This window comes from Coleofasciculus sp. G2-EDA-02, from assembly GCF_040226375.1.
GTDB lineage: Bacteria > Cyanobacteriota > Cyanobacteriia > Cyanobacteriales > Coleofasciculaceae > Coleofasciculus.
Genome location: NZ_JAVKEW010000032.1, coordinates 1 through 5,084, shown reverse-complemented (window position 1 = coordinate 5,084; position 5,084 = coordinate 1). Strand labels below are relative to the sequence as shown.

Genomic DNA, 5,084 nt, shown 5'->3' with positions numbered 1-5,084 from the left:
AAAGGTACTGAGTTAACTGTTCCTGAATCTGATATTGAGTGGAAATAGAGGTGAATCGTGGCTAATGTTAAACATTTAGATATAGTTCGGATTGATGGCTGTGAGGTTATCGACGCTTGTAGGGCAGAAAAGAAATCTGAGAATAGTGCTGATAAAATTCAAATTACCTTAGCTGCCCGTCGCTGGATTGCCAGCAAAGATAAATTGATGTCAATCGAGCACGTAAAATTTTTTGAGTTTTACACTAAGTTCAAAGTCACTTTGCCAGTTTGGGAACGCCTTAAACTCCTGGGGCTTCGCAAGGGGTCTATCTGTGATTTTGAGTTAGCGTCAGATGGCTGGACTCAGCAAGGGTCTAACAATAGTGGGAGCTGGTATCAGTTTTTAGGGCTGCGTAAACTTGACGGTCGCGACGTTAACTATTTTATTTACCAACAGCCTGGTCAGACTGATGATGACGATGGGTTAGGTTCTTGGGAGACTCAGGCAGATAGTGAATTAGCGGGAGTTGATACATGATTGAGCAGTTTAATCTGTTTGTTGAATCATCCCATATTGCTCTAGATATCATCTCTAACTGTCTTGTACTAATTTATGGATTTGGAATTGCCTGTAAATTGGCTGGATTTCTATTTGGGTCAATTTAGATGATTACCTTTTCTTCAGATACATTGTCTAGTGCGATAGAGATCTCCTTTGACGGTTTAACCTGTCAGTATGGACTTAAATCTGTAGATTCTTCCAGTTTTACTGACTGCCTTATCTGGGCGTCTCACGAGGTACCGGAAGATTTCCGAGAGAAAGTGTTAGAGGCGGCGATATCTCTGGATTCAAAAGCTGAGATTATCTCAATCTTTTTTAGCCCTGAGATGTTTGGCTTAGCCATTCATATTGTTCAAACAATTTTACTCGGTGTTTTGCTTCATTTATTTTTCTCTGTCGTTCCTGAGAGGTGAGCAGTGTGTTCGAGTTTGTCAAATGGTTGGCTCATTGGGGTATGGTAATAGCTCCGGTGTATATCCCTACGATGCTTGGATTTGTCGCATTAAATTTTTATCTTTCCGTTCGTGCTTCTAAAGCACATAAAAAACCCAATTTGAAGAATTTAAAGCAAAAATCGAGCCGTGTTAAGGGGACTAAATAACTGATGTTAGCTTTGTATCTAGCTTTAGAGTTTACTATGCCTTATACACCTGACCAATTTCTGAACAGCAATATCATTGACCAGATTGAGCCAGAAATTAAAGTTTTTGTTGGTGGTCTAGCAGGTATTGCAGCGTTCAAATTCCTTATCTATCGGCGGTAATTTATGGATAATTTTGATTGTGTCAACCTTTGTCCGGGTGTTGATTGTCCTTCAGAATGTTCTGGCTACAGCAATGCAATGTCTGGCACTGTGGGTCTTCCTAGTAGTTTCACTGGGGGAATGTTCGCAGAAGCTCAGCAAAATTTTTCTGATTGGGGAGGTGTTACTCTGGCTGCAGCACTTGCAATTGGTACAGTTTTATCAGTTTTATTTGGTAGGTAAAAAATATGGGTTCATTAGGATTCGTTCTCCTCCTGTTTGTTTTTCCCCTCCTTGGGTTTGATATGTCGGATTCCCAGTCTGCCAGTGACCTAGCCAATTTTTTCTCTGATTCCCTAGACTGGGGAATTGCTGCATCACAAGGATATCTGGGCTATGTTGCGGTGGTTGCATTAGCTGTTTATTTCTTCAAGTAACGAGAGGTAATTTATGGTTGGTAAATTATTAGCTCCGATTTCTGGAGCTTTTCGGAAATGTAACCCACTTTACCTGATTCCTAAAAGGTATCATCATTGGGTTTTCGCGTTCTTTGTTGGACTGGCGATCGCGACGGTGCCAGTTGCGGCTCGTGCTGATGGTTTTGATGATGCGATTGCCAAGATCGATTCGATGGCCAATACCTTGGCGACTTTGACCACTTTGTTTACTGAAGTCGTTGTAACTCCTATGGGTTTCACTGCGGCTAGTCGCACTTTCCAGCGGGTTGTTTTGGGAAACCTTTAAGTTTTCCTGAGTTAAGTTTTGTTTGATTAATGGGGGAAAGTTATTAGCTTTCCTCCGTTCCTCTCATTAACTAAGGTAATGAATATGTATGGCGTTTGGCGATTGTGTACAAAATCCCTGATCTATTTATTTTTGGCGGCGATGTTTTTAGTTGTTCAGGTTCCAGTAGGTAATTGTCAGGGGAAGGTTAAGGTGGAAGTTGAGATTGAAACAGGACCGGAGTTTAACCCCGGTGATGCTAATACAATTTGGGCATGTGTGAAAGCTCACTATCATCGTAAGTTCCCATTTGATTTTCTAGCCAGTCCTCCTATTGGGGTTTTAAGTTGTCCCAATATAACTTTTTGGGATAAATATTATGAGTTATGCTGGATTGTTGACATTTTTCATAAGATTGAACCAGCGATAATTTTAGGGATGTTAATTTCGGCTGTTTTGTGGTTATGAGGTGAAGTAAATAACATGGAAACTTTTGGTCGATTTGTCTGTAATTGTATATCAGCTTTCAGTTATATTCTTCCACCAACTCCATCTGACTTAACCCTAGCTTCATTAAGTCAACAACTAGCTAATCAGGTTCCGTTTGTTGGACAGTCAATAATTTTAGAATCTGCTCAAAGTGTCTCATTAGTTTTGGGTTTAGTTGCCCCGTACAAGATTTATAAAATTATTGCGGGGAAATTCTGATGTATATTCCTCCTGGACCTATCAGTGGCGTAATTGGTCTTCCTGGTACTGGTAAAACCTTTATTGCCCTCACCGCTGGTTTTGAGATGGCAGAAGAGTTACACCTCGATATTGTTGCTAACTTTAGCTTAAATGCAAAAGCTCTCTACTATTACTTTTTGGGACAGGGTTACACTTGGCTTTTGAGTCGTCTGTTACACGGGGGAATAAAAGTTAGAAGTTGCGCTGAAGGTTCTGAGTTACGATTGAGTGAGTTTATGCAAGAGAAGGGGGCTCTTTATTTGATTGATGAGGCTGGGGTTTATCTAAATAGTCGAAACTTTAGAAATATTCCGCTTGATTTTCTTTCAGATTTAGCACAGATTCGTCACGACTCTAGGCGGATGTTTTGGATCGCCCAATACCAGTCTCAGGTTGATCGTACTTTGAGAGAGTTAACAGCCAGTTATATAGTTGCTGACTGTCCGACACGTTACAGCCACCAGCTCAAAAACACTGAATTAGTTGCTAAATACTACCGTATCTTTACAGCTAAAAATTATGATACTTATGAGAGAAAAATTAATTCAGGAGCTGTAACAGGTTTTAAAGCTAATATTAATTCAGTACGATTAGCTGATAAAGTGATTGTAGGTCAGTTGACGTACTATGATCGACTTTTATTTAAGGCTTACGGTAGCTTTTTGAGGGTGGAGGATAAGCCTTCTATGCAGGGTTCTTTGATAGATTCTTGGTCGAAATCTACTGTGTTTGTGAGTGAAAAAATTGATTCAGGGCTAGTAGAGATGACTCTTGACCGATGGCGACAAATAGCGGAAGCCGCTAGTAGGGCTTGCCGCAGGCGGGGCGCGGAGCCTGAGGAGCGCCGCCGCGAAGCCCCCTCGGTTTGGTAATGGGCGACAGCCCAATACTATGTACTTGATAATTAAGTAATAACTGCATAATTTTTTTGAGTGGTGTGTAATGGATGGTTTAGATGACCTGAAACGACAGAGTGTTAAGGTGGCTGGGTATTATGCGATGAGTGAGCGTGAGGATTTTCAGCAGTACGCTGAACGAATTTTGAATTGTGCTGAACATTTAGATTTTGCTTGTCAAAATGTTAATGGTGATTTAGTAGGGTTTATTAACAATGTTCATTGGTGTCGTTGTCCGCGCTGTCCTCTTTGCCAATGGGCAAAGATTGGAAAATGGCGTGCTAAGTTTTTTCAGGGGTTACATCGTTTATATTTTGAAAATGATGTCAATGTAATTTTTGTAACTTTAACCTCTAAAAATTGCTGGGTTTATAATCTTAGGGAAGAATTAGAGATGATCACTTCTGGATTTCATCGTTTGTTATCTCCCCTGCGTTATTCTGGTTTATTTTTGGGGTATATCAAAGCTCTAGAGGTAACTCGCTCTTTATCTGAGGTCGGTGATTCTCATCCTCATTACCATGTAATGTTTTTTATGCAAGGTGGTAAGGTTCCTAGGCAGTTTTTAGATGATATGGAATGGTCGCGACTTTGGGCGCGGTCGTTGCAGGTTGATTATCAGTCAGTTTGCCAAGCTAAGTATTGTAAAGGAGGTGATTTAAAGGCAATTTTAGAGGTAGTAAAATATTGTGTGAAGCCATCGGATTTAAGCTCTGATGCTGACTGGCTTTACCAACTTACAGACCAACTTTATAAAAAGCGATCGCTTACAGTTGGCGGTATTGTCTCCCGGTATGTGAAACAGTCAACACTAGATCGTATTGATCGCATTGGTCGCTCTGGTGACGAGTTAAAACAGAGTGGTTTACCTGCCTCGCTAGACTGGGACTATATGAATGATAGATATAAGTTAACTTTGGGGGTTGTGTCGTGATTTCATTTTTCTTAGCTCAAATTCAGCCAGTTGAGCCGACTGTAGTTAATCAATTAGGGCAAGAGTTTGTTATTGATGCGGGGGTGTTGTCTGAGAATGGTAGGAATATTTTTCATACATTTGAGCAGTTCGGACTTACCCAGGAACAGATGGCTAATTTTTTAGCTAATCCTGAAACCGAGAATATTTTTAATCGAGTCAATGGAAATGATTCATCTTTCATTGATGGATTCATCAAGGTTACTGGAGGCAATCCAGATTTTTATTTTCTCAATCCCAACGGTATCATTTTTGGGCAACACGCCCAGATTAATGTTCCGGCTGCATTCTATGCGAGTACGGCTACATCATTACAGTTTGGTAATGATGGCTTTCCTTTATATGCTGGTCTGGAATGGTTTGCTACACCTTTTGCGATTGGGCAAGGAATAGAATCATCTAATGGTGATCCAACATTTCTGATATTTGGTGCAGGTCTTCACAATCCAATTTTGAATTTAGGGACAATTCAGGCTGA

10 protein-coding genes are annotated in these 5,084 nt (G+C 40.5%); all 10 read left to right on the top strand.

What is annotated here, in order from left to right; translation table 11 throughout:
- Positions 1-57: 57 nt before the first annotated feature.
- On the top strand, positions 58-519 hold the full coding sequence (locus RLO19_RS03375; RefSeq protein ID WP_446353840.1) for a hypothetical protein: 462 nt from the start codon (positions 58-60) through the stop codon (positions 517-519).
- A gap of 128 nt (positions 520-647) precedes the next feature.
- Complete coding sequence (locus RLO19_RS03370; RefSeq protein WP_446353838.1) at positions 648-956, top strand: hypothetical protein; 309 nt, start codon at positions 648-650, stop codon at positions 954-956.
- Between the two features lie 224 nt (positions 957-1,180).
- Positions 1,181-1,306, top strand: a complete 126-nt coding sequence (locus tag RLO19_RS03365) for a hypothetical protein (RefSeq protein WP_446353837.1) — start codon at positions 1,181-1,183, stop codon at positions 1,304-1,306.
- A 3-nt stretch (positions 1,307-1,309) separates the two neighbouring features.
- Positions 1,310-1,528 (top strand): hypothetical protein, encoded by a 219-nt coding sequence (locus RLO19_RS03360; protein ID WP_446353836.1) that lies wholly within the window; start codon positions 1,310-1,312, stop codon positions 1,526-1,528.
- A gap of 5 nt (positions 1,529-1,533) precedes the next feature.
- The gene (locus RLO19_RS03355) at positions 1,534-1,722 is read left to right on the top strand and encodes a hypothetical protein (protein ID WP_446353834.1); all 189 of its coding nucleotides are present in this window, start codon (positions 1,534-1,536) and stop codon (positions 1,720-1,722) included.
- Positions 1,723-1,735: 13 nt separating this feature from the next.
- Entirely contained in the window at positions 1,736-2,029 is a 294-nt protein-coding gene (locus RLO19_RS03350; protein WP_446353832.1) for a hypothetical protein, read from the top strand.
- 84 nt (positions 2,030-2,113) lie between these two features.
- Complete coding sequence (locus tag RLO19_RS03345; RefSeq protein ID WP_446353830.1) at positions 2,114-2,476, top strand: hypothetical protein; 363 nt, start codon at positions 2,114-2,116, stop codon at positions 2,474-2,476.
- 239 nt (positions 2,477-2,715) lie between these two features.
- Positions 2,716-3,609, top strand: coding sequence for a hypothetical protein (locus RLO19_RS03340; protein WP_446353828.1), 894 nt, complete (start codon positions 2,716-2,718; stop codon positions 3,607-3,609).
- A 70-nt stretch (positions 3,610-3,679) separates the two neighbouring features.
- Entirely contained in the window at positions 3,680-4,567 is an 888-nt protein-coding gene (locus RLO19_RS03335; RefSeq protein WP_446353826.1) for a protein rep, read from the top strand.
- Positions 4,564-5,084, top strand: a 521-nt coding sequence (locus tag RLO19_RS03330; RefSeq protein ID WP_446353824.1) for a two-partner secretion domain-containing protein, incomplete at its 3' end; no start/stop codon positions are given. The genes RLO19_RS03335 and RLO19_RS03330, both read left to right, overlap by 4 nt.

What these genes read in the sequence shown, in the direction of transcription:
- RLO19_RS03370 (WP_446353838.1), top strand. Translation starts at nt 648, where the DNA reads ATGATTACCTTTTCTTCAGATACATTGTCTAGTGCGATAGAGATCTCC.
- RLO19_RS03335 (WP_446353826.1), top strand. Translation starts at nt 3,680, where the DNA reads ATGGATGGTTTAGATGACCTGAAACGACAGAGTGTTAAGGTGGCTGGG.
- RLO19_RS03340 (WP_446353828.1), top strand. Translation starts at nt 2,716, where the DNA reads ATGTATATTCCTCCTGGACCTATCAGTGGCGTAATTGGTCTTCCTGGT.
- RLO19_RS03360 (WP_446353836.1), top strand. Translation starts at nt 1,310, where the DNA reads ATGGATAATTTTGATTGTGTCAACCTTTGTCCGGGTGTTGATTGTCCT.
- RLO19_RS03355 (WP_446353834.1), top strand. Translation starts at nt 1,534, where the DNA reads ATGGGTTCATTAGGATTCGTTCTCCTCCTGTTTGTTTTTCCCCTCCTT.
- RLO19_RS03345 (WP_446353830.1), top strand. Translation starts at nt 2,114, where the DNA reads ATGTATGGCGTTTGGCGATTGTGTACAAAATCCCTGATCTATTTATTT.
- RLO19_RS03365 (WP_446353837.1), top strand. Translation starts at nt 1,181, where the DNA reads ATGCCTTATACACCTGACCAATTTCTGAACAGCAATATCATTGACCAG.
- RLO19_RS03350 (WP_446353832.1), top strand. Translation starts at nt 1,736, where the DNA reads ATGGTTGGTAAATTATTAGCTCCGATTTCTGGAGCTTTTCGGAAATGT.